Below are 23,332 nucleotides of genomic sequence, written 5' to 3'. Positions count from 1 at the left end.
CAGCACCTCCTGGGCGGACTACGGCGTCACCACCGGTATCTGGCGGCTGCTCGACGTCCTCGCCGAGGCCGGCTACCGCTGGACCGGCGACCACAGCGACCACGACCTCCCGCAGCTCCTGTCCACCGCTCACGGCCTTCTGGTCTCCCTCATGCACAGCGACTACTCCGACGTCCGCGACGCTGCGGCCGGCCCGTACGCCTACCGCGACCTGCACCGTGAGCTACTGGACCAGATGCTCGCGGCCCCCGGCCCAGGCGTCTTCCGCCTGACCATCCGCGCCCACGTCGGAGGCCGACTGCTCCTCGCGGGCATGGCCGGCCAGATCCTCGACCACATCCGTGAGTCCGGCGACGTCTGGGTTGCCACCCACGCCCAGGGGGCCGACGGCGTCGCCCGCTACGCACGCCCTCGAACCCGACAGGGCCGAGCGCCTGTGGACCCTCTCCGAGAACCTCCTCACCACTGGTGGGTGATCCCGGCAGCGCGGCAGTGTCCCGGCGGCGCGGCCTTGCTGTCGCCGGTCCGTGCTGGGGGTACGAATGAACCCTTCCGCCGCCACGGTCAGTGTTCGTCCAGTGTTCGGCGTCGAGATGGTGGAGATGCTGGGGTCTGGGGCGGCCGGTTGCTTCGCTTGAGCTGTTGGGCTCAGTGCCTCGTGGCGGACGTTCCGCCGGGCGCAAGCCGCTGTGTGATCCGGTCGAACAAGTCGGTCAGTGGCTCACCGAGGTCCTGACCGAACTCGGTCAGCCCGTAGGTGACTTGGGGCGGAGTCGTCGGCTCGACCTCCCGCCGGACCAGCCCGTCCTGGACCAGTGCGCGCAGTGTCTGAGCGAGCATCTTCTCGCTGATGCCCCGGATACTGTCGCGCAGCTCGAAAAACCGGAGGTCGTTGCTCCGCAAGGAGATCAGCACCCAGATGCCCCACCTGCTGGTCACGTGGTCGACCACGTCCCGCGCAGGGCAGTCGGTGTGAAACACGTCATACCGAGCGCCCTCATCGGCCTGCGTCACCTGCGCGCCTTCCTTCATGTTCGGAGCTTACCCTTAGGTATGTACTTACGAAAAATAAGTTTGCCTCCTAGCGTCAACAGCCGCAGTGCACAACGGACTAGGAGCTGAACATGATCGTGGTGACCGGAGCTACCGGAAATGTGGGCCGGCCTTTGACGCAGGCCCTGGCCGAGGCGGGCGAGCAGGTGACGGCGGTGTCACGGCACGCGGCGGCGATGCCGTACGGAGTCCGGCATGTGGCGGCCGACCTGGCCGAGCCGGCAAGCCTCACCCCCGCGTTGGACGGGGCGAAGGCGCTGTTCTTCCTGCTCTCCGGCGACCTGCACGCGCCCGAGGCCAGGCCGACCGACATCATCGACCTGGCTGCGGCCAGTGGGGTCCGCCGGGTCGTCCTGCTGTCTTCGCAGGGCGTGGCGACCAGGCCGCTCGGCCCGTCGCGGATCGCGGTGCGCGCGGTGGAGGACGCGTTGAGAGAGTCCGGCCTGGACTGGGCCGTCCTGCGACCGGGCGGCTTCGCCTCCAACGCTTTGGCCTGGGCGGAGTCCGTCCGCACACAAGGGACGGTCGCCGCACCCTTCGGCGACGTCGGGGTTCCGGTCGTCGACCCGGTGGACATCGCCGAGGTCGCGGCGGCCGGCCTGCTGGACGACCGGCACACCGGGGGAGTCTTCGAGCTGACCGGGCCCGAGGTGATCACGCCGCGTCAGCAGGCGGAGGCCATCGCCGCCGCGCTCGGCTCGCCGGTGCGGTTCCATGAACTCACCCGCGAGGAGGCCAAGGCCGCGATGACCCGGTTCGTGCCGCCGGAGCTCGCCGACGACACCCTGGACATCATCGCCGCCCCGAACCCGGCCGAACTGCGGATCAGCCCGGACGTGGAGCGCGTACTCGGCCGCGCCCCGAGCCCCTTCAACGACTGGGTCGCCCGGAACATCGCTGCTTTTCGCTAGAACCCGCGGGCGGGAGGCGTGCGTCGGTCGAGTGGCGCCCGTTGCCGATCCGAGGCGCACGGGAACAGGTCGGGGCCCGATGTCCCCGCGCGGCAGGTCGGCTTGGCGGCGCGCCAAGGGGGAAGCCAGGGCGCCAAGGCGTCAGAGCTCCACCAGGACCGCGCCCACGTGGCGGCCCTCGACCAGTTCGCGCAGGGCCCGTGGGGCGTTGTCGAGGCCGTGCAGCCTGGAGTTCGGGAAGGTCAGCGTGCCGTTGCGCAGTCCGGCGCCGAACCGGTGGTGCCACTCGGGGATCAGGTCGAGGTGGTCCGCGTGGAGGACGGTGCCGCGCAGGGTGATGCCCCGGGTCAGCAGGGAGAAGGTGTCGATGGCTGTCGTCGGGGCGCCGGAGCCCGTGAGCTGGGCGCCCAGCGCGCCGACGAGGGCGATGCGTGCGCCTCGGTTGGCGACGGCGATGGACGCCTGCAGTTGTTCGCCGCCGACGGTGTCGATCACCGCGTCGACGCCTTCCGGAGCCGCGGTGCGCAGCTGCTCCTCGATCGGTCCCGCGCCGCGGAGCACGACGGTGTCGTAGCCGAGTTCCTCGCGGAGGATGTCCGCCTTCCGTTGCGAGCCGACGCTGCCGATGACCCGCCGGGCCCCGCGGAGTCGGGCCGCCTGCCCTGCGAGGGAGCCCACGCCGCCCCCCGCACCGGTCACGAAGACCGTGTCCCCTGGGCGCACCTCGGCTCCCCGGGTGACGGCCATCCAGGCCGTGGGCCCTTGTGACAGGTAGGCCGCCGGGTCAGGCAGCAGGCCGGGGTCGACGCGCTGGGCGTCGGAGGGGCCCAGCACGGCGAACTCGCGCCAGCCAAGATCGTGCCGGACGAGGTCACCGGGGGTGAAGCCGGTGCCGGGAGCGGCCACGACCTCGCCGATCGCCGGGCCGTACAGCGGATCACCGAGTGCGAAGGGGCGCATCGGTACGTCCGTGGCCTCGTCCATGAGCGTCCGCATGACGGCGGCCACGCTCATCACCTTGGTGCGGACGAGGAGTCGGCCGGGCTCGGGAGACGGAGTCCGCACCTCGGCGAGCTCGAAGAGATCCTCCGTCAGCGGTGTTCCCGGCGCGGGACGGGCGGCCAGCCGGACCTCGCGGTGGGTGCACGGACCATGGTGGTCGCGGGGAGCGTGGCGGCTGTCGGAGGGTGCAGCGGTCATGGCGGTCGTCTCCCGGGAAAGTGCGCTTCGTGTGCCATCCACGCTCCGCCCCTCCGGTCGATCATGTCCAACGAATGGTTTTGCTCGCAGCCATCGTCCAACGAGATGCTTGGGGGATGGAGTTGCGTCAGCTGGAGTGCTTTGTCGCCGTGGCGGAGGAGTCGAGTTTCACCCGCGCCGCGGCCCGGTTGCATGTCGTGCAGTCGGCTGTGTCGGCGACGATCGCCTCCCTGGAGCGGGAGTTGCACGTCAGATTGCTGGAGCGCACCTCCAGACACGTCGAACTGTCGGACGCCGGTCACGTGCTGCTGCCGAAGGCCCGGGCGGCCCTCGACGCCGCGCGGGACGCGCGTGACGCGGTCGACGACGTCAACGGTGGCGTCCGGGGAACACTGCGCATAGGAACGATGAGTTCACTCGGGCTGATCGATCTCCCCGCCCTGCTCGGCCGCTTCCACCACGAGCACCCCGCTGTCTCCGTGCGCCTGGCCACTGCGGCGTCGTGCGGCGGTTCGCCCGGGCTCGTCGATGCGCTCACGGAGGGGAGGCTCGACCTCGCGTTCGTCTCGGTTCCCGGTCCGCCGCCGGTCGGCGTGCAGTGGAAAGACATCACCACGACGCCGTTGGACCTCGTCGTTCCCCGGGGCCACCGGCTTGCCGACCGGAGCCGGGTGGCACTGGGGGAACTGGCCGGTGAGGCGTTCATCGACTTCCCGGCCGGTTACGGCAACCGCGCTGTCACGGATCGCGCGTTCACCACGGCCGGGCTTCAGCGCCACGTCACCATCGAGATCACCGCCATTGCGGCCGGGGCGGACTACATCCGTCACGGCTTGGGCGTCGCTCTGCTGCCCCGGGGCACCGCAGAGCCCGACGAGGACCTCGTCCTGCTGCCTGTCACCGGCGCGGACCTCGACTGGCCCATATCCCTGGCCACGCCCAGGGACCGGACCCCGAGCGCGGCGGCCCGTGCTTTCCAGCGCCTGATCGACAAGCACCTGCGGTGATTCGGCGGGCGCGTACGGTACCGCGTGGGGCCGGGCCAGGACAGCTGGACGATCTCGGCGCCGGTCCGGTGCTGCTCAGAGACAGCGTCATCGAGCCGGCAGGCCCGCGCTACCGCACGAACGACGAACTCCTGAACCTCGACTCTCGCCTCGACTGACGTGGGTCCACGGGGCTTGTCCGGCCCCTCCCGTGGAGTGGCCACGGCGGGGTAGCCAGGGCTGTGTCAACGGCAGCCCAGGCCGGCGGCCTTGAGCGCGCGGCGGGCGAAGACATCTTCGCTTCCGTCCGCCATCTGCCGCAGGGCGTCCTTGCGGTCCCGGCTGGAGAGCCGGTCGACATACGTGTGGCCGAGGAGGTGGTCGGTCTCGTGCTGCAGGCACCGCGCGAAGTACCCCGTTCCCTCGATGACGAGGGGGTTTCCGTCCTTGTCCTGCCCGCGGGCGACGGTGCGGTCGGTACGGGGTACGGCCATGGCGGCGCCGGGCACGGACAGACAGCCCTCGAAGTCGTCGACGAGCCGGCGGCCGCCCGGATCGGGCAGGTCCAGAACCGGGTTGACGATGTGGCCGACATGCCGGACCCCGTGGTCGTCCGGGCAGTCGTACACGAACAACCGCAGATCGACACCCACCTGGTTCGCGGCGAGACCGGCGCCGTCGGCCACGTACATCGTCAGGAACATGTCGTCGATCAGGCGCGAGAGCCCGGGGGAGCCGAACCGGGTCACGTCGTGGCACGGGCGGCTCAGGATCTCTTCGCCCACCACCGTGATCCGGCGCACCGAACCCCGTTCCGCCTCCCTCGGCAGAGCCGGATACGAGTCGACCGGGCGGCCTTGCACACGGACCCGCCGGTCGACGGGGTGGGACCGCTCGTGACGGACTGACATCGCTGACTCCCCTTCTGCCGTTCTGCCCATCTGCGTACGCCACAGAGGCCACAGAGGCCACGGACGCACGGAGGCCACGGACGCACCGGAGGCCACGGACGCACTGCGGGCCGCTTGCCAAGTGCTTTGCAAACTAGCAGACTTTGCAAAGTGACTGAAGATGACCTCCGCTCTCCACGCAGCTCTCCGCACGGCTCTCCGCACAGTTCTCCGCGCAGCGCGGGGCCGGCAGCGCTGCGCCCGCACGAGGTCCGCACCGCCCTGCTGGCCCTGCTCGCCGAAGTCGGCGCCGTCACGGCCACCGAAGCGGCCGCCCGGCTCGGGTACAGCTCAGGTCTCTGCTCGTTCCATCTGCGGCAGCTCGCTCGCCACGGATATATCGAGGAGGCCCCGCACAGCGGGGGCCGCGTCCGTCCCTGGCGTCTGAGGCAGCCCGCTTCCGGGGCCGGCGGGTCCGCGGACGAGCAGTTCACCGACCTGGCCCGGGGGCTGGAGGACGAGAGCTGGCAGCGATGGCTGACCCAGCGGGACGAGGCGCCGCCCGCCTGGCGCCACGACGATGCCTTCAGTGCCGTCGCCTACCTGACGCCCGAGGAGATGACCCGCGTGGCGGACGCGATCCGGCAGGCGTTCGCGCCCTACCGGGACCGCGAGCAGCGGCCCCTGGCCCGGCCCGACGGCGCGCTGCCGGTGGCCCTCATCACCCGGCTGTTCCCCCTGCTCCCCCACCCGGCGGGCGAAGGAGACCAGGACTGACGTGGAACCGATGCGGCCTGCGGACGCGACAGTGCCCCGGAGCCCATGGGGCACCGGGGCACTGCAGGAGGGGAGGCTCGCTGATCAGCGCACGGTCACGTTGAAGACCGGGGAGGCCGTGCTTCCGCTGACGATGCGCAGCTGGTTCTTGCCCTTGATGCCGAGCTTGACGCCCAGCGAGTAGGAACCGTTGTGGTTCACGGGCGCGGAGGCGGGGAGCGTGACCCACTTGCTGCCCTGCTTCTGCTGCAGGGTCACCTTGGCGCCCGCCTTGAGGCCGGTCGTGGTGCCGGTGACCCGGAAGAGCTGCCAGGCCTTCACCGTGCTCACCGACGGCTTCGCCGTGATGGAGGCCTTGGCGGCGACGACCGTCTGCGCGACGGGGGTGCTGGGTGCGGTCGGGGCATCGGCCATCGCGGCGGTACCTGCCAGCGCAACGGTCGCGGCGGCGAGCGTGCTGACGGCGGCGAGACGCAGGGAGCGGCGCTTGGTGACGATCATGAGTGTCCCTTTCGGTGAGGATCTCTGATTTCACACAAAGGTGAGACAAATACTGTTGGTGTCGGTCTCACATGAAAAGACGACGGGTTGCCCGGATGCGTTGTTGGCTCTGTGTCACCGTCCTGTAACAGGCTCACTCGCACTCGCACTCGCCCTCCCCCGCCTTCGCCCCTCCCCGCCCACGTCCTCTCCCTTCTCACTCTGCTCCCTGTGCTGCCCGCCCGCCCCCTCGGAACTGCCCGCCCCCTCGGAGCAGTGGCCCGCTCCCGGAATCCCATCGACGGGCCGGGGTCCGTCTGGTAGGTCTCGGGCCATGACTTCTTCAGACCCCGTGCCGGATTCCTTCGCGGAACTCCTCCCCGCCACCAGGCGGGCGCTGCTGCACCGCATCGCCGTCGCGCAGTCCGACGGCCGAGTGCCGTCGCTGGTTGCGGCGGTGATGCGGGACGGGCGGATGGTGTGGTCCGGGGCGCGCAGCTGCGTCGACGGCCATGCGCCGGACGCGAACACGCAGTACCGGATCGGCTCGATCACCAAGCCCTTCACCGCGGTTGCGGTGCTGCGCCTGCGGGACGAGGGCCTGCTCGATCTGGCGGACCCGCTGGAGAAGTACGTTCCGGGCACCGGGGTCGGCGAGGTGACGATCGCTCAACTGCTCAGCCACACCGCGGGTCTGGCGGCGGAGACTCCCGGCGCATGGTGGGAGCGGTCGTCGGCCGCGCTGCGTCCCGGTCTTCCGGATCTGCTCGGTGAGCGGCCGCAGCTGCATCCGGCCGGGCGGCGCCACCACTACTCCAACCCCGGATACGCCCTGCTCGGCGCGGTGGTGGAGGCGCTGCGCGGGGCCGCGTGGGCGGACGTGGTGCAGCGCGAGATCTGCGTACCGCTGGGAATGGACCGTACGAGCGCCCAGCCGCAGGCACCGTATGCCGGTGCGTGGGCGGCTCATCCGTGGGCGGACGCGCTGCTGCCGGAGCCCGCCGAGGACCTGGGGCTGATGGCGCCCGCGGGACAACTCTGGTCGACGGCCGCCGATCTGTGCCGCTTCGCCGCCTTCCTGGCGGAGGGCGACGACCGGGTGCTCGGCGCGGAGACCGTACGGGAGATGCGCGCGCCCGCGGCCGCGCCGGAAGCGGGTGAGTGGGACGGCGGCTACGGCCTCGGCATCCAGCTCGCACAGCGCGACGGCCGGACGCTGGCGGGGCACACCGGATCGCTGCCGGGATTCGTGGCCGGACTGTGGGTGAGCGTGGCGGACGGGGTGGCCGCGGTGGCGCTCTCGAACAGCACGTCGGGGGTGGGTCCGCGGGTGGCCGCCGATCTGATCCGGATCGTGGCGGACGCGGAACCCGCCATTCCGAAGCCCTGGCGCCCGCTGCCGGAGGTCGATCCCGGGCTGCTCGAACTGGCGGGCCCCTGGTACTGGGGGACGTCGGTGAGTGGTCTGCGTCTTACGGCGGACGGCGGGATGGAGTTCGGTCCGCTGTCCGGCGGCGGGCGGAGTTCCCGGTTCCGCGCGGAACGGGACGGCAGTTGGACCGGGCTCGACGGCTACTTCGCGGGGGAGACACTGCGGGTCGTACGGCAGGCCGGCGAGGTGAGCCATCTGGATCTGGGCTCGTTCGTCTTCACCCGGCAGCCGTACGACCCGGGGGCGCCGGTGCCGGGAGGCGTGGACGAGGGCGGCTGGCGCGGGCTGCCGTAGCGGGCGAGGGGCCGGCGTACGGAGGACCGCACGGACCGCCGGCCTTCCGCTTCCTCAGCCCGACAGTTCCCGCTCCAGCGGGGTCCGGAACCGTGGTGTGATCCGCGCGTCCCCCACCCACTCCGCGAGCCGCGCGGCCTCCGCCCCGACCGCCTCGGCGGCGGCCCGCCCCGGATCTGTCAGCAGGCGCCACACCACCTCGCCGTCCGCGCGCTGTGCCCAGCCGCCGACGATCCGTCCGTTCCACCACACGGTCGGGCCGATGTTGCCCGCGCGGTCGAAGAGCGCCGGGCGGTGGCCGGCGTCGAGGTGGAAGGTGCGGTCGGCCCAGCCCATGGCGCTGGGGTCGAGGGAGGGGAGCAGGGCCGCCCACGGTTCGGTGCGCGGCTCGGGAGCGGTGTCGCCCGGCGCGACGAATCCGCGTGCCCCGTCGTCCATGCACACCTCCTCCGCGCCGACCGCCGTGAGTGCCCTGCGGGTGTCCGTCAGGGTCCACCCCGTCCACCACTTGAGGTCGGCCTCGGTCGCGGGACCGTAGGAGAGCAGCCAGCGGCGGGCCAGCTCGGCCTTGGCCTCGGGGACCGGCAGGGCGGGCCAGGACGTCCCGGCAGTCCAGCGGAACTGGCTCGACGTCCAGGAGCCGCGCGGCCGGTCGCGGCGGATGCGGCCGTCGGCGGCCAGCAGCCGGATGACCCGGGTGGCGACGCCCTGGACGGCCTCCCACTTCTTTCCCGGGAAGACCGTGATCTTCGTACGGAGAGCGGGAACCGCGGCGGAGAGTTCGCTGCCGGTGCAGGCGCCGCGTTCGGCGAGCGTGGCCAGGGTGGCGGCCTCGGTCTCGGCCAGCCAGCGTTCGTCCAGGCCGCCGCCGTCCTCCGCGAGGTGTTTGAGGAACGTCCTGCGCTCCTTGACCGCGATGGCGCGGGCGGTGGACGCGTCGACGCAGGGGGCCACCTCCCGCGACATCGCGAAGAGCGTGTTGCGCAGGGAGAGCAGCCGGACCAGGGAGACGTCGTCGTACAGGGCGTGTTCGACGGCGGCGGTGCTCGCCTCGGCCAGCCGTGCGCAGACGGAGAGACTGAGGGTCGCCGCGTCGGTGGCGTGGAGGGCGACGACGGCGTCGGACGCCTCGACGGGGTCGGCGGCCCGGACGGAGGGCGCGAGGCGGTGGCGCCGGCCGAGGCGGATACGGCGCTGCTCGTTGCTGATCCGGTGCATGGCCGGGGCCTTCCCGTTCCGTGGGTCTCCCGCTGGGTGCTGTCTCCCGCTGGGTACTGGCTTCTCTCGCGGTGCCGGTCTTCTGCTGCTGTCGTGTCCGTCCGGCGCTGCCGGGTCAGAGCTGGAGCTTGAAGCCGAGGTGGCTCGCGGTGAAACCGAGCCTCTCGTAGAAGCGGTGGGCATCGGTCCGGGTGGCGTCCGATGTCAGCTGGACCAACTGGCAGCCCTGGCTGCGGGATGTGTCGACGGCCCACTCGATGAGCCGGGTGCCGAGACCGCTGCCGCGCTCGTCGCTGTGGATGCGTACACCCTCGATGATGGAGCGGGTGCTGCCCCGCCGGGAGAGCCCTGGGACGACGGTGAGCTGGAGGGTGCCGACGACCCGGTCCTCGCGCACCGCGACGACCAGGTGCTGCTGCGGGTCGGCGGCGATCCGCCGGTGCGCCGCGGTGTACGGATCGAGGTCGTCCGGCGACTCACGCCGGGCGCCGAGCGGGTCGTCGGCCAGCATCGCCACGATGGCGGGGATGTCGGTCTCGTGCGCGGGGCGGATCTCCAGGTCGCTCATGGTGCGCAGAGTACGCGGGCCCGGGTGGTGGCAGAGCGCCCGGCCGGATCAGGCCGGCCGGCTGAGTTCTTCGACCGCGCGCACGAGCGGGGCCAGCTCCGGGTCGGTAGCGGCTTCGTCGAGAGCCTCGCGCAGTGCGGCGGCGTTGGTGGGACGGGCCTCCGCCAGGAGCGCGAGGCCGGCTTCGGTGACATCGGTGTAGATGCCGCGGCGGTCGGTGTCGCAGAGGTAGCGCGTGAGCAGTCCGCGGTCCTCCTGGCGGGTGACGAGGCGGGTGGTGGCGCTCTGGCTGAGGACCACGGCGTCGGCGACCTGCTTCATCTGGAGATGGCCGCCGGGGCCGTCGTGCTGACGGCTGAGGGTGTCGAGGAGTGAGTACTCGCGCACGCTGAGCCCGTGGCCCCGCTGGAGGGCCTTTTCCACCTGGGCCTCGATGCGGCCGTGCAGCAGGGAGAGCGCGCACCAGCCCTGCGAGAGAGCGGTGAGCGCGGGATCGGTCGCTGCCATGAGTGGTCTCCTCCGTCGTCGCACCGCCGTCTGCTGCTGCACCGGGCACCAGGATAGGGCACGATCCGAGATAGTCCGCGCTTGCAATTAACCCGCGTGCGCAATTATTGTCTTCGTTTGTAAGGCGCTCATGCAAGCAAATGACCTCATGCAAGCAAAGGGAAATCTCTTGCTTCGTCCCGGAAGGTGAAACCTCATGCCACTCGCGCTCCTCGCCCTGGCCATTGGGGCGTTCGGCATCGGAACAACCGAGTTCGTGATCATGGGGCTGCTGCCGCAGGTCGCGGACTCCTTCCAGGTCTCGATCCCCACGGCCGGGTTCCTGGTCACCGGTTACGCGCTGGGGGTGGTCGCCGGAGCCCCGCTCATGACCGTCCTCGGCACCCGCGTGCCTCGCAAGAAGATGCTGATGGTGCTGATGGGGCTGTTCATCATCGGCAATGTGGTCTCCGCGACCGCCCCGGTGTTCGGCGTGATGCTCGCCGGGCGGATCGTCGCCTCGTTCGCACACGGCGCGTTCTTCGGCATCGGCTCGGTCGTGGCCGCAGGTCTGGTGGCACCGCAGAAGAAGGCGGGCGCCATCGCGATGATGTTCACCGGGCTGACCCTGGCCAATGTCATCGGTGTGCCGCTGGGCACTCTCATCGGCCAGGACATCGGCTGGCGGCTGACGTTCCTGCTCGTCGCCGGGCTCGGCATCGTCGGACTGCTGGGCGTCGCCAAGCTCGTACCGGAGCAGCCCAGGCCTGCGGGTGTCCGGCTGCGGCATGAGGTCGCCGCCTTCCGCAATGTGCAGGTACTGCTCGCGATGGCGATGACGGTTCTCGGCTTCGGCGGGGTTTTCGCCGCGATCACCTACATCTCGCCGATGATGACCTCCGTCGCCGGATTCTCCGAGGCCGGTGTCACCTGGCTGCTGGTGCTCTTCGGCCTCGGTATGGTCAGCGGCAACCTGATCGGCGGCCGCTTCGCCGACCGCGCGCTGATGCCGATGTTGTACGTGTCGCTGGGCGGGCTGGCCCTGGTTCTGGCGCTGTTCACGCTCACCGCGCACGACCGGATCGCCGCGGCGGTCACGATCTTCCTGATCGGCGGGCTCGGGTTCGCGACCGTTCCGCCGCTGCAGAAGAGGGTGCTCGACCATGCGTCGGGGGCGCCGACGCTGGCCTCCGCCGTCAACATCGGAGCCTTCAACCTCGGTAACGCGCTCTCCGCGTGGCTCGGCGGGATCGTCATCGCCGCGGGGCTCGGCTACACCGCCCCCAACTGGGTGGGAGCTGTCCTTGCCGCGTCCGCGCTGGTCCTCGCTCTGGTCTCCAGCGCGCTGGAGCGGCGCAGCGGGTCGACGGGCCCGGCCGGGCCGGTGGGCCGGATCGTGACGGGGACGCCGTCAGCCGAACCGGTGCCGCAGGCCGAACCGGTGCCGCAGGCCGAACCGGTGCCGCAGGCTGAATCGATGCCGTCAGCCGAACCGACGCCGTCAGCCGCAGAGGCACCGCGGGCCGGTCGGGCCCCGGAAGTGCCTGCGATCCGCTGAACGGCGCCCCTATCTGCCCGGCGCAACCGCTGCCGGCGGTCAGCCCGCCGCGACCGTCAGGGGCGTGAAGCGGCGGGTCCAGTCGCCCGGCAGGTCCGGGATCTCCCGCGTCATCACGGTGTTGAAGCTCGCCGACTCCATCCCGCCGGCCTTGGCCCAGTCCAGGAGTTCCGCATGGCGTACGTCGATGTCGGCGCGCAGCGGGCGGTCGGTGCCCGCCGCGAGTGAGGCGATCAGGGCCTGCGCGGACGCGGTGTCACGGGCGATCAGCGGTCCGACCACCTGGCTGTCCGTGCTGGGCCAGGCTGCCGCATAACCGGTGATGCCATCGGTGTCCTCCACGACGCGCAGTTGGTCGGCGAAGGCGGGCAACCGCGTGATCATGTGGGTGCGGTCCTCGCCGAACACCTCGTGGTCGATGCGCAGCATCGCGGGCAGATCACCGGCCGTGGCCGGACGGGTGGCCACCGCGGGTGCCGGGCCCCGGGGGCGGAAGCGGCCGCGGACCATCTCGGCCCGGCCCACGGCACGGAAGCCGAGCTTCTCGTAGAGCGGCCGGCCGAGTTCGGTGGCGTGCAGAGTCAGCGGCGTGCCGTCGAACTCGGCGATGACATGGCGCATCATCCGCGCCCCGGCACCCTGCCGCGCGTACTCGTCGGCGACCAGGAGCATGCCGATGGCGGCCAGCCCCGATCCGTACGCGGTGACGACACACGCGGTCGCCAGCCCCTTGCCTCCGGGGGCGTCGATTCCGTACCCCGTCCCGGCTGCGAGCAGCAGCCCCCACTTGTGATCGTCGCGCGGCCAGCCGCGGTTCTCCGAGAGATCGGCGCAGGAGGTGAGGTCACCGATGGTCAGGCGGCGGATGGGCAGCTCGTCGAGGGGTGAGGGCATGGTGGTCAGGCTCGCTGATGGGTGCGTACGCCGTCCACCGGTTTCCGGGATGTTTGCCGCTTGTTCCGGTACGCCCGGCCGCGTGCGGTCAGGCCCCACGGTTTCAGTACCGAGATGGCTGTCATGAAGAAGTACGCCGAGGAGGCGACAGTGGGGGCGGCGACCAGACTCAGATCGGGATGCCCGGCTGCGGCAGCCCCGTTGATCTGCGGGCGGAGCGCCAGGGCGGAGGCGGTCAGGGTGACGAGGGTCAGCCAGAACTTGATCCACACCCAGCGGTAGCGGGCCAGCCCCCAGTGCGTGCCGAGGGAGAGCACCACTCCGCTGATCAGAGTGAGCAGGCCGATCGGGATGACCACCCAGTCGCCGAAGACCTTCATCGACCGGTACGCGGCCTCCGTCATGGGTGCGTCGGCGCAGATGTACGCGGTGACCCCGAGCGCGAGCAGCCCGATGGTCAGGCCCAACCAGCCCACCGAGACGGCGACATGGACCACGAGGACACCCCGGCGTACGGAGCGGGTCAGAGGTTTCACGTGAAACACGGTGCCGCGTATCCGGGGCCAGGGCGTCGGACAGGGGGAGTAAGCGGCTGTACTAGCCTCGGCGTACATGGCGCGCTTGCATCTCTTCGACCTTGACGGAACCCTCATCCGTGGCTCGGCCGCACCGGTGGAGATATCCCGCCAGCTGGGGCTGCTGGAGGAGATCGGCGTACTGGAGCGGGACCTGGTCTCGGGGCGGATCGGCCCGCCGGAGTACGCGGTGGAGGTGCACGCCCTCTGGTCCGGGCTCACCGCGGACCACGTGGCGGCCGCTTTCGACGCCGCGCCGTGGCTCGCAGGGATCCAGGAGGTCTGGCGGGACATCCGAGAGCGCGGTGACTACTGCGCGGTCATCTCGCTTTCGCCCTCGTTCTTCGTGGAGCGGCTGCTCGGCTGGGGTGCACATGCGGCGTACGGCTCACGCTTCCCGGAGGTTCCGTTCAGCCGGCCGGTGGACCCCTCGGGCATTCTCAGCGCAGCCGCGAAGGTCCGGATCGCGGACCGGCTCTGCACGGAGTTCGCCGTCGGGCGAGCGGACTGCATCGCCTATGGGGACTCGATGTCGGACGTGGAACTCTTCGGGGCGGTGGCCCGGTCGGTCGCGGTGAACGCGGACAGCCATCTGGCCGAACTCGCCACGCACCACTACGCGGGCGGCGATCTGCGCGAGGCCTACGGGCTCGTTGCCGGGACCGACGGGAACTGACCGACCCGGCCCCAGCAGCCGGACTCATCCAAGGTCTGCGGCCTGGAGCGCCCGGACCCCTTCGATGTTGCCGTCGAGATAGTGCCGCAGCGACAGCGGAACCAGATGGACGACCGCGATCCCGACCCGGCTGAAGGGGACCCGGACGATTTCGTACTCGCCGCAGGGCTCCTCCATCTCGGGCCCGTGCCGCAGAGCGGGATCCATTGACGCCAGCCGGCAGACGAAGAAGTGCTGCACCTTCACGCCCGCCACCCCGCCGCCTTCCGGGATGTGTTCGACGGTGTCGACGAAGCAGGGCACCACATCGGTGATCTTGGCGCCGAGTTCCTCGTCGACCTCCCGGTGCAGCGCTTCGACCACGGTGGAGTCCTCGGCCTCCACCCCGCCGCCGGGTGTGACCCAGTACGGCTCCACGCCGGGCTTGGTCCGCTTGATGAGGATCATGTCGTCGCCGTCGAGGAGCACGGCGCGGGCGGTGCGCTTGACCACTGGACGTTCGGTCATGGAAGGAGATTGGCCCGTGAAACCGGTTCCGAAACGCATCACCTGCCCCGGAACTCCCCCTCAGGACCAGTCGGAGGCCGCCCGCAGCAGCCACTCCTGGGCCCGCGCGATGTGCGGGAGCGCCAGAGTGCCGGTGCGTACGGCGAGAAAATAGGTGCGCAGCGGCGGTACCGGCGGATCCAGCAGCGCCACCACCTCACCCCGCTCCAGGGCGTCCTGGCACAGATAGCGCGGCAGTACGGCGAGCCCGGCGCCCGCCACCACCGCCTGCTGGACGGCTCGCAGATCGGGCGCGACGACCGCGCCGGTCTCGACGGGGCGTGCGTCGAAGACGGTGCTCCAGTAGCGGGAGACGAACGGCAGCGACTCATGGACCTCCACCACGGGCAGGTCCTTCAGTACGGAGGGTCCCTGGCGCCGCAGTGTCCCGGGGCCGATCCGGGCAGCCCAGCGGGGAGAGGCGACCAGGACGTGTTCCTCGTCGCAGAGCGTCGTCGCGGTCAGGAGTTCACCGCGTGGCCGTGCCGTGGTGATGGCGAGGTCGTGGTGTCCGGCGCCGAGCCCGTCCAAGGTCTCCTCGGTGTTGCCGAACGAGGCTCGCAGCGCGACGCCCTGCGGAATCAGCGAGGTGAGCGCGGGCAGAGCGCGCATCGCGGTGAACTCCGGCGGACCGGCCAGATGCAGGGTGCGGCTGCCGCTCTCCTCGTCGATGCCCGTCTCGGCGATCTCCATGAGGGCGTCCAGATGCGGTGCCGCGCGGTGGGCGAGTTCGTCCCCGATGGTGGTCGGGGTGACACCACGGGCCCGGCGCAGGAACAGCGGCCGCCCCAACTGCCGTTCCAGCGTGCGTATCTGGCTGGTCACCGCGGGCTGGGAGAGCCCGAGGAGTGCGGCGGCGCGGGTGAAGGACCCGGCCCGGTGCACGGTGACGAAGGTGCGGAGCAGGGCCAGATCCATGTCCGTACCGTCCCGTTCTGACTGCGGCTGAAGTGTCCCGCCCCCCGGCAGAACTATAAATAAGTCGATAGGTCGCTGCCGCTACTGTGATTGGACACTGACGCAGAGTCAACTAGCCTTGTACAGGCGGTTCTTCGCGCGTTGACCGGGGGACCGCGACGGTCCGAGCCATGAGGGGGGAGGCTCGGACCGTCAGCAGCGCAGTCACGGGGAAAGCCCGCGCGGTCCACGTACCGTCGCTGGTGCCGCCCGCTGCCGGTGCCGAACGCGCTGCCGCTGCCGACCGCTACTCCTGCCGCGCAGCCTCGTCCAGGGCTCGCAGGACGTCCGCCACCAGATCACGGGTGTCCTCGACGCCTGCGGAGAAGCGGATGAACCCCTCCGGCACGGCATCGCCGCCCCACCGACCGCGCCGCTCGGCGGTGGAGCGGACGCTGCCGAAACTGGTCGCGTCGTCGGCCAGCTCCAGTGCGTCGAGAAAGCGCTCCGCGTGGGCGCGGTCCGGCAGTACGAACGAGACAACGCAGCCGAAGCGGCGCATCTGGCCGGCCGCCGTGGCGTGCGAGGGGTCCGACGGCAGCCCGGGATGGCGCAGGCCCTCGACCTCCGCGCGTCCGGCCAGCGCCTCCGCGAGCGCCAGGGCGTTCGCGGACTGCCGGTCGGCACGCAGCTGGATCGTGGCGAGCGAGCGGTGCGCGAGCCAGGCCTCCATCGGCCCGGGGATCGCGCCGACCACCTTGCGCCACTTCCGTACTCGCGCGGCGAGCTCCGCGTCACGGCAGGTGACATAGCCGAGCAGGATGTCGCCGTGCCCGGTCAGCCCCTTGGTGCCGCTCGCCACGGAGAAGTCCGCGCCGAGGTCGAGGGGCCGCTGTCCGAGCGGGGTCGCGAGGGTGTTGTCGACCGCTACCAGCGTCCCGCCGGTGTGTGCGGCCGCCGCGAGCCGCCGTACGTCGCAGACGTCCAGACCGGGATTGGACGGGGTCTCGATCCACAGCAGCCGGGCACCGGTCAGGGCGTCCAACTGTGCGTCGCCACCGGTCGGCGCGGTCCGCACCTCGACGCCGTACGCCTCCAGCTGCTCCCGCACGAGTGGCAGTGCCTGGTATCCGTCGTCGGGGAGTACCACCGTGTCGCCCGCGCGCGCCTGGGAGAGCAGGACCGCCGATACGGCCGCCATACCGGAGGCGAAGGTGACCGTCTCGGCCGGCTCGTCAGGTGACTCCAGCTCGCTGATGGCCGCTTCGAGGTGCGTCCAGGTCGGGTTGGTGTCGCGACCGTAGGTGTAGGGCCCGGTGGGCTCACCCGGCAGGTGGTAGTGGGCGGCGAAGACCGGCCCCGGCAGGGTGGGTTCGTACTTCACCGGTGCGGGCAGCCCGGCCCGTACCGCTCGTGTTCCGTCTCCGGGGCCGGTGGCGGGTGTGTTCATGGCATGGGTGCTCATCAGGGCCTCAGTCCTCGTCGGGCAGAACGACGTTCATCGCCCACGAGACGACCGAAATGATCAGGCCGCCGAGTACAGCGGTCCAGAAGCCGTGGACATGGAAGGAGAGGTCGAGCTTCCCGGACAGCCAGGAAGTCAGCAGCAGCATCAGGGCGTTGATCACCAGAGTGATCAGCCCCAGTGTGAGGATGAACAGGGGAAAGGCGATCAGCTTCACGATCGGCTTGACGACGAAGTTCACCAGACCGAAGACCACGGCCACGATGATCAGGGTGAGAACTTTGCGGCCGGTGGAGTCGCCGCTGAGCGTGATGTCCTGAAGGAGCCAGATGGCTACGAAGAGTGCTGCTGCGTTGGCAACTGTCTTGACTACGAAATTCTTCATGTGTCTGATCGTGGCAGACACGATCGGTACGAGTGCAGGGGCTGACAAGCGATGAAAGCATTCCGGCTGGATGAACTGGAGGCGGAGCGTGCTGCCAACGACGGTGCGTATCTGCAGTTCCTGCGCGAACGGAACATGTCGGTCGGGCTCTACGCGCTGGACGCGGGAGCGACCGACCGCCAGCAGCCGCACGGCCAGGACGAGGTGTACTTCGTGGTGAGCGGCCGGGCTTCGATCACGGTCGGTACGGAGACGACCGAGGTGGCGCGGGGCGGGGTGGTGTACGTACCGGCCGGGGTGACGCACAAGTTCCACCACATCTCCGAGGACCTGCGGGTTCTGGTGGTCTTCTCGCCGCCCGAGAGCTGACCCGGCGGACCCGGATGCTGCTGTCCCGTAGGGGGCGGATCAGGGGATTCCAAGGGCTGCGTGGCCTCCGCCGAACCCCCGGGCGCCTTTAGCATCGAAAGCAGAGCACCCGGAGTGGCCGGTGTGGTCCAGGAAGATCCAGGAAGAGGTAGGACGATGGCGGTCCGAGAGATTTTCGCGGGAATGCCGTGGTGGGTGAAGTGGGTAGCGGTGCCCGTCCTCGTGCTGATCGTGTTCGGCGGTCTCATCGCGACCGTCATCGGCTTTGTGATCGGGCTGCTCTTCAAGGCCCTGCTCCTGGTGGCGCTCGTCGCCGGACTGATCTACGTCGTACGGAAGTTCACCTCTTCGTCGTCCTCGCGGAACGACTGGTAGAACGGCGCGACTGGCCGGCGCGAGGGGTTGGAACAGCGCGACTGGCCGGCGCGACGGATGGGAACGACGGAGGACCCGGGCTGGTGTACCCGTACGGTCGTTAGCCCGGCTGAGGGACGGGGGCAGCGAATCCCCACGCCCGGACGGAGGCTGTGGCTACAGTGAGAAATCCCTGCCGCCTCCTCGGGAAGCTGGCCTGAAGAAGGCGCTGACCAGCGGATTGTGCGCGGTGGGACCCACGGGGGAAGCCCTCGCGGGCACGCGATCCGCCGTCGGCATCCTGGGGGTGACCCTTTGGCCACAGCACCTCACACCACAGCACCTCACACCGCTGGACCTCACACCGCTGGACCTCACACCGCTGGACCTCACACCGCTGGACCTCACACCGCTGCGCCGACACTGATCGGCTCGGTGCAGCGCGCGCTCAGACTGCTGGAGGCGGTCAGCTCCCACAGCGGCGGAGCGCCCGCGAAACAGCTCGCCAGGGAGGCGGGACTCCCCCTCCCGACCGCCTACCACCTGCTGCGCACCCTGGCCCACGACGGCTATGTGCGCCGGGAGAACGGCGTATTCGTGCCCGGAGCCGCCGCCGAGCGGCTGGCCGACCGGTGCGCCGTGCGGAACCGGCGCGCGGCGCTGGTCGAATCGCTCAACTCCTGGCGGGACGCGCTCGGGGTACCGATTTATTTTGCGGCCTACCGCGAGGGTGAGATCGAGCTCGTCGCGGTCGCCGACACTCCCGCCGCGCCCGCCGTCGAGGAGTGGGCGGACTTCCGGGAAACCGGTCATGCACACGCCCTCGGACAGTGCCTGCTGAGCCAGCTCGACGAAGCCTCTCGCAGAGATCATCTGGACCGCCATCCGGTGCGTCCGCTGACCCGCTATTCGGTGCGTGACCGGTGCGTCCTGCTGCGGAGACTGGCTGCGACGGAACGGATACAACCGGTTGTCGAGCGGCAGGAGTACGCACTCGGAACCGTCTGCGCGGCCATCCCGATCACGGTCGGTTCAGGTGTTGCCGCGATGGCTGTTTCAGGCCCCGTGCACCAGCAAGTACGGTTGCTCTCCGCTGCTAAAACGTTACGGTCCGAGGCTGGGGCTTTGCTCGATTCGCTTGCGTTCTCTATCAGTATCTGAAATATCACTCCTTGTGATCTGTTTGCGCTTACAGCACGATTACGTCAAGAGGGCCTGGAGGTACATTCCCGGCCATCCGGTGAACCAACACGGCGTCTACTGCGGGGTAGGGACATGAGCGAATCGGTCCAGGCAGAGGTCATGATGAGCTTCCTCGTCTCCGAGGAGCTCTCTTTCCGTATCCCGGTGGAGCTGTGCTACGAGGTGAGCGATCCGTACGCGGTCCGGATGACCTTCCACCTTCCCGGGGATGCGCCGGTGACCTGGACGTTCGGTCGTGAGCTGCTTCTCGACGGGATCAACGCCCCCACGGGGGACGGCGACGTGCACATCGCTCCCAGTGATCCGGCAGGGCTGTCCGACGTCCATCTGCGCCTCCAGGTCGGGGCCGACCGCGCGCTGTTCCGGGCGGGCAGCGCTCCGCTGATCGCCTTCCTGGACCGCACCGACAAGATCGTGCCCCTCGGCGAGGAGCGCAGTCTGGGCGACTTCGACGGACATCTGGAGGCAGCACTCGGCCGGATTCTCGCGGAGGAGAACGCGGGCTGAGGGGTGAGGGCTGAGCTGTGAGGGCTGAGAACTGGGCCTGGGAGCTTCGGCCTGAGCGAGCGCCGAGCCCGACGGCTCAGTGCTTGCGACGGCGGCCCCCACCACCCCGCGCGATGCCCCTTCCGGGGAGCGCCCAGCCCGTCCCACGGCCCGCACCGCCGGTCCCCTGGCGCGGGCGGTCGGCCGAGACCACGAGCGTGGCGAGCGCCGTGGTCACCGGCACCGAGGCGACCAGGCCGATCGAGCCCACCAGGGTTCGTACGATCTCCTCCGCGACCAGTTCGGAGTTGGCCACCGTCCCCACACTGCTCTGCGCGATGGAGAAGAGCAGCAGCAGGGGCAGCGCCGCACCCGCGTAGGCCAGGACGAGCGTGTTGACGACGGACGCGATGTGGTCTCGGCCGATCCGGATGCCCGCCCGGTAGAGCCCGCGGGCCCCCATCGTGGGGTCGGCCTGGTGCAGTTCCCAGACGGCTGAGGTCTGTGTGACCGTCACGTCGTCCAGCACTCCGAGCGATCCGATGATGACGCTCGCCAGCAGCAGCCCGCTCATGTCGATGTGCGGGTAGAGGCCGTGGATCAGTCCGGTGCTGTCGTCGGTGTTGCCCGTCAGGCCGGCCCAGCCGATGAAGAGCGAACCGAGCAGCCCGATCAGCATCAGCGAGATCAGCGTGCCGATGACGGCGACCGAGGTCCGCGCCGTCGGACCGTGGCAGGTGTAGAGCGCGATCAGCATGATGGCGCTCGCCCCGATCACCGCCACGACCAGCGGATTCGACCCGTGCAGGATCGCGGGCAGGATGAACAGCGACAGCACGGCGAAGCTGACGGCCAGCGCGACCAGCGCCATCAGCCCGCGCAGCCGGCCCACGGCGACCACCACCAGCGCGAAGATCCCGGCGAGCAGCGCCAGCGGGAACTTCCGGTCCACGTCGGACACCGAGTACTGCAGGTCGCGGGGAGCGTCGGGGGCGTACGCCACGATCACGCCCTGCCCCTGGTGCAACTGGCGCGGGGAGTCCGGCTGAACGATCTCGGTGAAGGTGCGGCCCTTGTCCTTGCCGCTCGTCACCTCGATCCTGGCCCTCTTGCACTGGGTGCCCTGCGGGGCCGCACGGGCGCCGGCCTGCTGTTCCGCCGCGTCTGCGCCTCCGCCCTCGCCCCCGCTCGCGCTCCCGCCCCCGTCGGCCGCCGACGACTGACTCGCGTGCACGTCCTTGCAGTTGACCGAAGTGATGTCCACCACGTCGCCCTGCTGCGTCTGCCGGTCGAACCCGACACCGCTGCGGGCATGGTGCGGCGCACCGCCCGGCCAGAAGACCGCGAGACCGACAACAACCGCCGTCGCGAAGGGAATCAGCACCGCCGCGATGACCTTGCGCAGATGCTTGGACACGGGCGCCGCAGGGCCGTGGCTGTGCGAGTGGCCGTGCCCGCCGGGAGGCGGTTCGGGGTGTGGGGTCACCAGCGGATCATCGCAAGAAAGGGGAGGCCCTCTGTTCAGTGTGCGGCTGATGGCGTTAGCGTGGGGGCACCTTTGCACACGCGGGAGCTCGGAGCACCGGGCTGAGAGGGCGCTGACCAGCAGACTGCTGTGAGCTGCGCCGACCGCCGAACCTGTTACCGGGTAATGCCGGCGTAGGGAGTAGGTCTCATGACCACAGTGGATGCACGCACGCCTGCCACCGACCAGGACGAGCGCAAGCCGGGCTGGCACAAGGGATATGTCGCGGGCCCGGAGGGCTCGCGCGCGGATCTCAGGGTGCCCGTCAGGCAGGTGCACCTCACCAATGGGCAGGACGTGACGCTGTACGACACGTCAGGCCCGTACACCGATCCCACCGTCGAGACCGATGTACGGCGCGGGCTCGCCCCGCTCCGGGAGAACTGGATCATCGGCCGCGGCGACACCGAGGAGTACGCGGGCCGCCCGGCCCGCCCCGAGGACGACGGGATCAAGCACACATCGCCGCGCGGAGGACTCCGTAACCTCGACGCGGTCTTCCCCGGCCGTCCCCGCCAGCCCAGAAGGGGGCGTGAGGGGCGCGCGGTGAGCCAGCTCGCGTACGCCCTGCGCGGGGAGATCACCCCGGAGATGGAGTACGTCGCGATCCGGGAGAACGTCTCCCCCGAGGTCGTACGGGAGGAGATCGCCGCGGGCCGGGCGGTCCTGCCGGCCAACGTGAACCACCCGGAGATCGAGCCGATGATCATCGGTAAGCGGTTCCTGGTGAAGGTCAACGCCAACATCGGTAACTCCGCGGTCACTTCCTCCATCGAGGAGGAGGTGGACAAGATGACCTGGGCCACCAAGTGGGGCGCGGACACAGTCATGGACCTGTCCACCGGGCGCAATATCCACACCACCCGCGAGTGGGTGCTGCGCAACTCCCCGGTCCCGATCGGCACGGTCCCGCTCTACCAGGCACTGGAGAAGGTCGACGGCCAGGCCGAGGAGCTGACCTGGGAGATCTACAAGGACACGGTCATCGAGCAGGCCGAACAGGGCGTCGACTACATGACGGTGCACGCGGGGGTGCTCCTGCGGTACGTGCCGCTCACCGCACGCCGTAAGACCGGCATCGTCTCGCGCGGCGGCTCGATCATGGCCGCCTGGTGCCTGGCGCACCACAAGGAGTCGTTCCTGTACGAGAACTTCGAGGAGCTCTCGGACATCCTCGCTTCCTACGACGTCACCTACTCGCTGGGCGACGGGCTGCGGCCGGGGTCGATCGCGGACGCCAACGACGAGGCGCAGTTCGCGGAGTTGCGCACCCTCGGGGAACTCAACACGATCGCCAAACGTCATGGTGTACAGACGATGATCGAAGGTCCCGGTCATGTCCCGATGCACAAGATCAAGGAGAACATCGACCTCCAGCAGGAGATCTGCGAGGAGGCCCCCTTCTATACGCTCGGCCCGCTCACCACGGACGTGGCCCCGGCGTATGACCACATCACCTCCGGCATCGGGGCGGCGATGATCGCCTGGTGGGGCACGGCCATGCTCTGCTACGTCACGCCCAAGGAGCACCTGGGGCTGCCCAACAGGGACGACGTGAAGACCGGCGTGATCACGTACAAGATCGCGGCCCATGCGGCGGATCTCGCCAAGGGGCACCCGGACGCGCAGAAGTGGGACGACGCGCTCTCGGACGCGCGCTTCGAGTTCCGCTGGGAGGACCAGTTCAATCTGGCTCTCGACCCCGACACGGCAAGGGAGTTCCATGACGAGACGCTGCCGGCCGAGCCGGCCAAGACCGCGCATTTCTGTTCCATGTGCGGGCCGAAGTTCTGCTCGATGAAGATCTCCCAGGACATCCGCCGCGAACACGGCGGAAGCCAGGAGGAGATCGAGTCGGGCATGGCGGAGAAGTCGAAGGAGTTCGCGGCGAGCGGCAACCGGGTGTACCTGCCGATCGCCGACTGACCACGCCCCTCCATACCGGGTCCGCTCCTGTGTCACACCGGCCGGTCCCACAGCGGCCCGGCCGGTGTCACAGCGGCCCGGCCGGTGTCACCAGGGTGGTGTCACTACGGCCGGTGCCACTGCGGCTGTCACTGCGGCCGCTGTCCCAATGGGTGCTGTCCCAAAGGATGCTGACCCA

The 23,332-nt window shown here is 70.0% G+C and carries 27 protein-coding genes; 12 read left to right on the top strand and 15 right to left on the bottom strand.

Going from position 1 to position 23,332, the window contains the following annotated elements; genetic code table 11:
- Positions 1 to 223 precede the first annotated feature (223 nt).
- Together OHB13_RS18435 and OHB13_RS18430 are read right to left on the bottom strand one after the other, a co-directional pair.
- The gene (locus OHB13_RS18435; RefSeq protein WP_328377840.1) at positions 224 to 373 is read right to left on the bottom strand and encodes a hypothetical protein; all 150 of its coding nucleotides are present in this window, start codon (positions 371 to 373) and stop codon (positions 224 to 226) included.
- Between the two features lie 275 nt (positions 374 to 648).
- Positions 649 to 1,032 carry a winged helix-turn-helix transcriptional regulator gene (locus OHB13_RS18430; protein ID WP_328377839.1) on the bottom strand — a complete coding sequence of 128 codons (384 nt, stop codon included), beginning with the start codon at positions 1,030 to 1,032 and terminating at the stop codon, positions 649 to 651.
- A gap of 92 nt (positions 1,033 to 1,124) precedes the next feature.
- Here OHB13_RS18430 and OHB13_RS18425 point away from each other — a divergent pair, with 92 nt between their 5' ends.
- On the top strand, positions 1,125 to 1,964 hold the full coding sequence (locus tag OHB13_RS18425; RefSeq protein ID WP_328377838.1) for an SDR family oxidoreductase: 840 nt from the start codon (positions 1,125 to 1,127) through the stop codon (positions 1,962 to 1,964).
- Positions 1,965 to 2,105: 141 nt separating this feature from the next.
- On the opposite strand, the gene OHB13_RS18420 is transcribed toward OHB13_RS18425, so the two are convergent.
- Complete coding sequence (locus OHB13_RS18420; RefSeq protein ID WP_328377837.1) at positions 2,106 to 3,164, bottom strand: NADP-dependent oxidoreductase; 1,059 nt, start codon at positions 3,162 to 3,164, stop codon at positions 2,106 to 2,108.
- A 116-nt stretch (positions 3,165 to 3,280) separates the two neighbouring features.
- Between OHB13_RS18420 and OHB13_RS18415 the strand changes: the two genes are divergently transcribed.
- Complete coding sequence (locus tag OHB13_RS18415) at positions 3,281 to 4,171, top strand: LysR family transcriptional regulator (RefSeq protein WP_328377836.1); 891 nt, start codon at positions 3,281 to 3,283, stop codon at positions 4,169 to 4,171.
- Positions 4,168 to 4,329: a hypothetical protein gene (locus tag OHB13_RS18410; RefSeq protein ID WP_328377835.1), complete on the top strand. Its 162-nt coding sequence runs from the start codon at positions 4,168 to 4,170 to the stop codon at positions 4,327 to 4,329. The genes OHB13_RS18415 and OHB13_RS18410 overlap by 4 nt, the downstream gene beginning before the upstream one ends.
- 66 nt (positions 4,330 to 4,395) lie before the next feature.
- Here the strand turns inward: OHB13_RS18410 and def are convergent, their stop codons facing one another.
- Complete coding sequence (gene def, locus OHB13_RS18405; protein WP_328377834.1) at positions 4,396 to 5,061, bottom strand: peptide deformylase; 666 nt, start codon at positions 5,059 to 5,061, stop codon at positions 4,396 to 4,398.
- Positions 5,062 to 5,211: 150 nt separating this feature from the next.
- Here def and OHB13_RS18400 point away from each other — a divergent pair, with 150 nt between their 5' ends.
- Entirely contained in the window at positions 5,212 to 5,817 is a 606-nt protein-coding gene (locus OHB13_RS18400) for a winged helix-turn-helix domain-containing protein (protein WP_406069606.1), read from the top strand.
- 84 nt (positions 5,818 to 5,901) lie between these two features.
- Here OHB13_RS18400 and OHB13_RS18395 read toward each other — a convergent pair whose 3' ends face one another.
- Entirely contained in the window at positions 5,902 to 6,318 is a 417-nt protein-coding gene (locus OHB13_RS18395) for a hypothetical protein (RefSeq protein ID WP_328377833.1), read from the bottom strand.
- Between the two features lie 313 nt (positions 6,319 to 6,631).
- Here OHB13_RS18395 and OHB13_RS18390 point away from each other — a divergent pair, with 313 nt between their 5' ends.
- Positions 6,632 to 8,023 carry a serine hydrolase domain-containing protein gene (locus OHB13_RS18390; RefSeq protein ID WP_328377832.1) on the top strand — a complete coding sequence of 464 codons (1,392 nt, stop codon included), beginning with the start codon at positions 6,632 to 6,634 and terminating at the stop codon, positions 8,021 to 8,023.
- A 54-nt stretch (positions 8,024 to 8,077) separates the two neighbouring features.
- Here OHB13_RS18390 and OHB13_RS18385 read toward each other — a convergent pair whose 3' ends face one another.
- From OHB13_RS18385 to OHB13_RS18375, 3 genes are all read right to left on the bottom strand, one after another.
- The gene (locus OHB13_RS18385; protein ID WP_328377831.1) at positions 8,078 to 9,241 is read right to left on the bottom strand and encodes a winged helix DNA-binding domain-containing protein; all 1,164 of its coding nucleotides are present in this window, start codon (positions 9,239 to 9,241) and stop codon (positions 8,078 to 8,080) included.
- A gap of 115 nt (positions 9,242 to 9,356) precedes the next feature.
- On the bottom strand, positions 9,357 to 9,809 hold the full coding sequence (locus tag OHB13_RS18380; protein ID WP_266855259.1) for a GNAT family N-acetyltransferase: 453 nt from the start codon (positions 9,807 to 9,809) through the stop codon (positions 9,357 to 9,359).
- 48 nt (positions 9,810 to 9,857) lie between these two features.
- Entirely contained in the window at positions 9,858 to 10,316 is a 459-nt protein-coding gene (locus OHB13_RS18375) for a MarR family winged helix-turn-helix transcriptional regulator (protein ID WP_328377830.1), read from the bottom strand.
- Between the two features lie 196 nt (positions 10,317 to 10,512).
- Here OHB13_RS18375 and OHB13_RS18370 point away from each other — a divergent pair, with 196 nt between their 5' ends.
- Positions 10,513 to 11,853 carry an MFS transporter gene (locus OHB13_RS18370; protein WP_443062952.1) on the top strand — a complete coding sequence of 447 codons (1,341 nt, stop codon included), beginning with the start codon at positions 10,513 to 10,515 and terminating at the stop codon, positions 11,851 to 11,853.
- A 39-nt stretch (positions 11,854 to 11,892) separates the two neighbouring features.
- Here the strand turns inward: OHB13_RS18370 and OHB13_RS18365 are convergent, their stop codons facing one another.
- Both OHB13_RS18365 and OHB13_RS18360 read right to left on the bottom strand, forming a co-directional pair.
- On the bottom strand, positions 11,893 to 12,747 hold the full coding sequence (locus tag OHB13_RS18365) for a GNAT family N-acetyltransferase (RefSeq protein ID WP_328377829.1): 855 nt from the start codon (positions 12,745 to 12,747) through the stop codon (positions 11,893 to 11,895).
- 5 nt (positions 12,748 to 12,752) lie between these two features.
- Entirely contained in the window at positions 12,753 to 13,283 is a 531-nt protein-coding gene (locus OHB13_RS18360) for a DUF2269 domain-containing protein (RefSeq protein WP_328377828.1), read from the bottom strand.
- Positions 13,284 to 13,359: 76 nt separating this feature from the next.
- Between OHB13_RS18360 and OHB13_RS18355 the strand changes: the two genes are divergently transcribed.
- Complete coding sequence (locus OHB13_RS18355; protein ID WP_328377827.1) at positions 13,360 to 13,998, top strand: HAD family hydrolase; 639 nt, start codon at positions 13,360 to 13,362, stop codon at positions 13,996 to 13,998.
- Positions 13,999 to 14,022: 24 nt separating this feature from the next.
- Here the strand turns inward: OHB13_RS18355 and OHB13_RS18350 are convergent, their stop codons facing one another.
- From OHB13_RS18350 to OHB13_RS18335, 4 genes are all read right to left on the bottom strand, one after another.
- The gene (locus OHB13_RS18350; RefSeq protein ID WP_266855265.1) at positions 14,023 to 14,505 is read right to left on the bottom strand and encodes an NUDIX domain-containing protein; all 483 of its coding nucleotides are present in this window, start codon (positions 14,503 to 14,505) and stop codon (positions 14,023 to 14,025) included.
- Between the two features lie 60 nt (positions 14,506 to 14,565).
- Positions 14,566 to 15,462, bottom strand: a complete 897-nt coding sequence (locus tag OHB13_RS18345; RefSeq protein ID WP_266855266.1) for a LysR family transcriptional regulator — start codon at positions 15,460 to 15,462, stop codon at positions 14,566 to 14,568.
- Between the two features lie 286 nt (positions 15,463 to 15,748).
- Positions 15,749 to 16,906, bottom strand: coding sequence for a cystathionine gamma-lyase (locus OHB13_RS18340; RefSeq protein WP_405752984.1), 1,158 nt, complete (start codon positions 16,904 to 16,906; stop codon positions 15,749 to 15,751).
- A gap of 7 nt (positions 16,907 to 16,913) precedes the next feature.
- A complete protein-coding gene (locus OHB13_RS18335) occupies positions 16,914 to 17,291 on the bottom strand; it encodes a phage holin family protein (protein ID WP_266855267.1) in 378 nt (125 codons plus the stop codon).
- Positions 17,292 to 17,342: 51 nt separating this feature from the next.
- Here OHB13_RS18335 and OHB13_RS18330 point away from each other — a divergent pair, with 51 nt between their 5' ends.
- The 4 genes from OHB13_RS18330 to OHB13_RS18315 all read left to right on the top strand — a co-directional run bounded on the left by OHB13_RS18330 (position 17,343) and on the right by OHB13_RS18315 (position 19,724).
- On the top strand, positions 17,343 to 17,660 hold the full coding sequence (locus OHB13_RS18330; protein WP_266855268.1) for a cupin domain-containing protein: 318 nt from the start codon (positions 17,343 to 17,345) through the stop codon (positions 17,658 to 17,660).
- Between the two features lie 156 nt (positions 17,661 to 17,816).
- Positions 17,817 to 18,035 carry a DUF5326 family protein gene (locus OHB13_RS18325; protein ID WP_266855269.1) on the top strand — a complete coding sequence of 73 codons (219 nt, stop codon included), beginning with the start codon at positions 17,817 to 17,819 and terminating at the stop codon, positions 18,033 to 18,035.
- 414 nt (positions 18,036 to 18,449) lie between these two features.
- A complete protein-coding gene (locus OHB13_RS18320) occupies positions 18,450 to 19,175 on the top strand; it encodes an IclR family transcriptional regulator (protein ID WP_323183768.1) in 726 nt (241 codons plus the stop codon).
- Positions 19,176 to 19,289: 114 nt separating this feature from the next.
- The gene (locus tag OHB13_RS18315; RefSeq protein ID WP_266855271.1) at positions 19,290 to 19,724 is read left to right on the top strand and encodes an SsgA family sporulation/cell division regulator; all 435 of its coding nucleotides are present in this window, start codon (positions 19,290 to 19,292) and stop codon (positions 19,722 to 19,724) included.
- A gap of 76 nt (positions 19,725 to 19,800) precedes the next feature.
- Here the strand turns inward: OHB13_RS18315 and OHB13_RS18310 are convergent, their stop codons facing one another.
- Entirely contained in the window at positions 19,801 to 21,189 is a 1,389-nt protein-coding gene (locus tag OHB13_RS18310) for a YibE/F family protein (RefSeq protein WP_328377826.1), read from the bottom strand.
- 189 nt (positions 21,190 to 21,378) lie between these two features.
- Here OHB13_RS18310 and thiC point away from each other — a divergent pair, with 189 nt between their 5' ends.
- On the top strand, positions 21,379 to 23,154 hold the full coding sequence (thiC, locus tag OHB13_RS18305; RefSeq protein ID WP_266855273.1) for a phosphomethylpyrimidine synthase ThiC: 1,776 nt from the start codon (positions 21,379 to 21,381) through the stop codon (positions 23,152 to 23,154).
- Positions 23,155 to 23,332: the final 178 nt, after the last annotated feature.

Source organism: Streptomyces sp. NBC_00440, assembly GCF_036014215.1.
GTDB lineage: Bacteria > Actinomycetota > Actinomycetes > Streptomycetales > Streptomycetaceae > Streptomyces.
This window is presented reverse-complemented; position numbering and strand designations above follow the sequence as displayed.

Bases quoted from the DNA above. Each gene is read 5' to 3' on its own strand.
- OHB13_RS18380 (WP_266855259.1), bottom strand. From the start codon at position 9,809: ATGAGCGACCTGGAGATCCGCCCCGCGCACGAGACCGACATCCCCGCC.
- OHB13_RS18425 (WP_328377838.1), top strand. From the start codon at position 1,125: ATGATCGTGGTGACCGGAGCTACCGGAAATGTGGGCCGGCCTTTGACG.
- OHB13_RS18415 (WP_328377836.1), top strand. From the start codon at position 3,281: ATGGAGTTGCGTCAGCTGGAGTGCTTTGTCGCCGTGGCGGAGGAGTCG.
- OHB13_RS18420 (WP_328377837.1), bottom strand. From the start codon at position 3,164: ATGACCGCTGCACCCTCCGACAGCCGCCACGCTCCCCGCGACCACCAT.
- thiC (WP_266855273.1), top strand. From the start codon at position 21,379: ATGACCACAGTGGATGCACGCACGCCTGCCACCGACCAGGACGAGCGC.
- OHB13_RS18330 (WP_266855268.1), top strand. From the start codon at position 17,343: ATGAAAGCATTCCGGCTGGATGAACTGGAGGCGGAGCGTGCTGCCAAC.
- OHB13_RS18395 (WP_328377833.1), bottom strand. From the start codon at position 6,318: ATGATCGTCACCAAGCGCCGCTCCCTGCGTCTCGCCGCCGTCAGCACG.
- OHB13_RS18390 (WP_328377832.1), top strand. From the start codon at position 6,632: ATGACTTCTTCAGACCCCGTGCCGGATTCCTTCGCGGAACTCCTCCCC.
- OHB13_RS18325 (WP_266855269.1), top strand. From the start codon at position 17,817: ATGGCGGTCCGAGAGATTTTCGCGGGAATGCCGTGGTGGGTGAAGTGG.
- OHB13_RS18375 (WP_328377830.1), bottom strand. From the start codon at position 10,316: ATGGCAGCGACCGATCCCGCGCTCACCGCTCTCTCGCAGGGCTGGTGC.
- def (WP_328377834.1), bottom strand. From the start codon at position 5,061: ATGTCAGTCCGTCACGAGCGGTCCCACCCCGTCGACCGGCGGGTCCGT.
- OHB13_RS18350 (WP_266855265.1), bottom strand. From the start codon at position 14,505: ATGACCGAACGTCCAGTGGTCAAGCGCACCGCCCGCGCCGTGCTCCTC.
- OHB13_RS18315 (WP_266855271.1), top strand. From the start codon at position 19,290: ATGAGCGAATCGGTCCAGGCAGAGGTCATGATGAGCTTCCTCGTCTCC.
- OHB13_RS18335 (WP_266855267.1), bottom strand. From the start codon at position 17,291: ATGAAGAATTTCGTAGTCAAGACAGTTGCCAACGCAGCAGCACTCTTC.
- OHB13_RS18370 (WP_443062952.1), top strand. From the start codon at position 10,513: ATGCCACTCGCGCTCCTCGCCCTGGCCATTGGGGCGTTCGGCATCGGA.
- OHB13_RS18340 (WP_405752984.1), bottom strand. From the start codon at position 16,906: ATGAGCACCCATGCCATGAACACACCCGCCACCGGCCCCGGAGACGGA.
- OHB13_RS18345 (WP_266855266.1), bottom strand. From the start codon at position 15,462: ATGGATCTGGCCCTGCTCCGCACCTTCGTCACCGTGCACCGGGCCGGG.
- OHB13_RS18355 (WP_328377827.1), top strand. From the start codon at position 13,360: ATGGCGCGCTTGCATCTCTTCGACCTTGACGGAACCCTCATCCGTGGC.
- OHB13_RS18430 (WP_328377839.1), bottom strand. From the start codon at position 1,032: ATGAAGGAAGGCGCGCAGGTGACGCAGGCCGATGAGGGCGCTCGGTAT.
- OHB13_RS18365 (WP_328377829.1), bottom strand. From the start codon at position 12,747: ATGCCCTCACCCCTCGACGAGCTGCCCATCCGCCGCCTGACCATCGGT.
- OHB13_RS18385 (WP_328377831.1), bottom strand. From the start codon at position 9,241: ATGCACCGGATCAGCAACGAGCAGCGCCGTATCCGCCTCGGCCGGCGC.